Origin of the sequence: Malikia granosa (genome assembly GCF_002980595.1) — a bacterium.
Classification (GTDB): Bacteria; Pseudomonadota; Gammaproteobacteria; order Burkholderiales; family Burkholderiaceae_C; genus Malikia; species Malikia granosa.
On the sequence record NZ_PVLQ01000157.1, the window covers coordinates 1 to 1,304 of the forward strand.

Below are 1,304 nucleotides of genomic sequence, written 5' to 3' on the forward strand. Positions count from 1 at the left end.
TTTGAATATTGCAACAAAGCCATTTTATGGCATTTGATTCATTTTCGTATTTTGATTTCATATTATTAAGTACATGTAATGATTCCTCTGCTGTGGTTTCGAAGTTTTCAAAATTTTTGATTCTTGTATATATCGGGCCAGCATTTGTTATTGATTCTTCACTAAACTCATGCCTTATTTTGCTGCAAATTTCATTTCGAAGGCTGAAATTTTCATTGGTCGGTCCTAGGTAGAGTCTGGTGCTTAAAAGGACTGATCTTGTGTTGTTTGGATTGATTCTTGCTTCTATTTGAAAGTAGATGTTTCTTTTGCTGTATTGGCCTCTTGTAGCGGTCGATGAGCAAATTCCATTGACTAGAAAATTTTCTACGTTAGTGTCAAGAATACTGAATTCAAGATATTTTCTGCTTGAGGATTCAAGTCTGAGAGCGTGATTTTTGGATGAACCAAATATAACCCTGAATTCTTTTGATATCTTTAATCTTGGATCGTCGTCGTAACTTCTAATGTAATCAAAAGCCCTGGGGTAGAGTAGTTGTAGCTTGTACTCGGGACTGTTTATTTTTGAGTTTTTTATGCTCCTTACTTTTATTTTGACTTCTTCTTTTGTGAGTTCGTAGAATTCGAACGCCTTGTCTGTTTTTTCCTCATCCTTTTTGATTATTTCTATGTAGTCTTGTAGAATAAATTTAAGATATGTTGAAAGAGTTTCTTCGGACTCGGAAAGTAATGCGATGATTGCAGGTGCCACCGTGTTTCCATAGGTGACGTTTGCCCACTCATTTTGGTCGTTCGGTTCTTCGTCATTTAATGTTAAGTAGACAAATTTTTTGGTACCTGGAAGTTGATTGTTGATTTGTTCTCTGTAGTTTTTTAGCTGATCTGGTGCTTGAGTTGCTTGTATTTTATTTTCAATTGCAATTACCAGTAGTTCGTTGTTTTTTGGTATTTCCAGAAGAAGGTCGAGCCTGCCATTTTCTCTTAGGGTGTACTCGATAGTTACTTTTGTGTATTCCAGATTGAGATTAATTAAATCTAGTCCGCCGACTCCATTTGCCGATAGTCTTCTAATGAATTCCCATAAAAATTTCGTTCCCATTCGATGTGATTCGTTGGGGTCCAGGAGGTAGCCCAGGAATTTGGTGTGCTTGATTTCTCTGCTTTTCATGTCTGTGGCATGAAAAATGTTGAATTTTGCAAGCTCTTTGTCAAGTTTCACAAAGTTCGGATCACTTAGAATTTCGTCGATTGTTGTCATGATGTGATTTATTTGGAGGACTTTTGATTACTAAGTTTTCTGAAAG

At 36.1% G+C, this 1,304-nt stretch carries 1 protein-coding gene; it reads right to left on the bottom strand.

Annotation, left to right across the window (positions count from 1 at the left end; translation table 11 throughout):
• Positions 1–1,258, bottom strand: a 1,258-nt coding sequence (locus C6P64_RS18115) for a PDDEXK-like family protein (RefSeq protein ID WP_146115988.1), incomplete at its 3' end; no start/stop codon positions are given.
• Between the last annotated feature and the right edge of the window lie 46 nt (positions 1,259–1,304).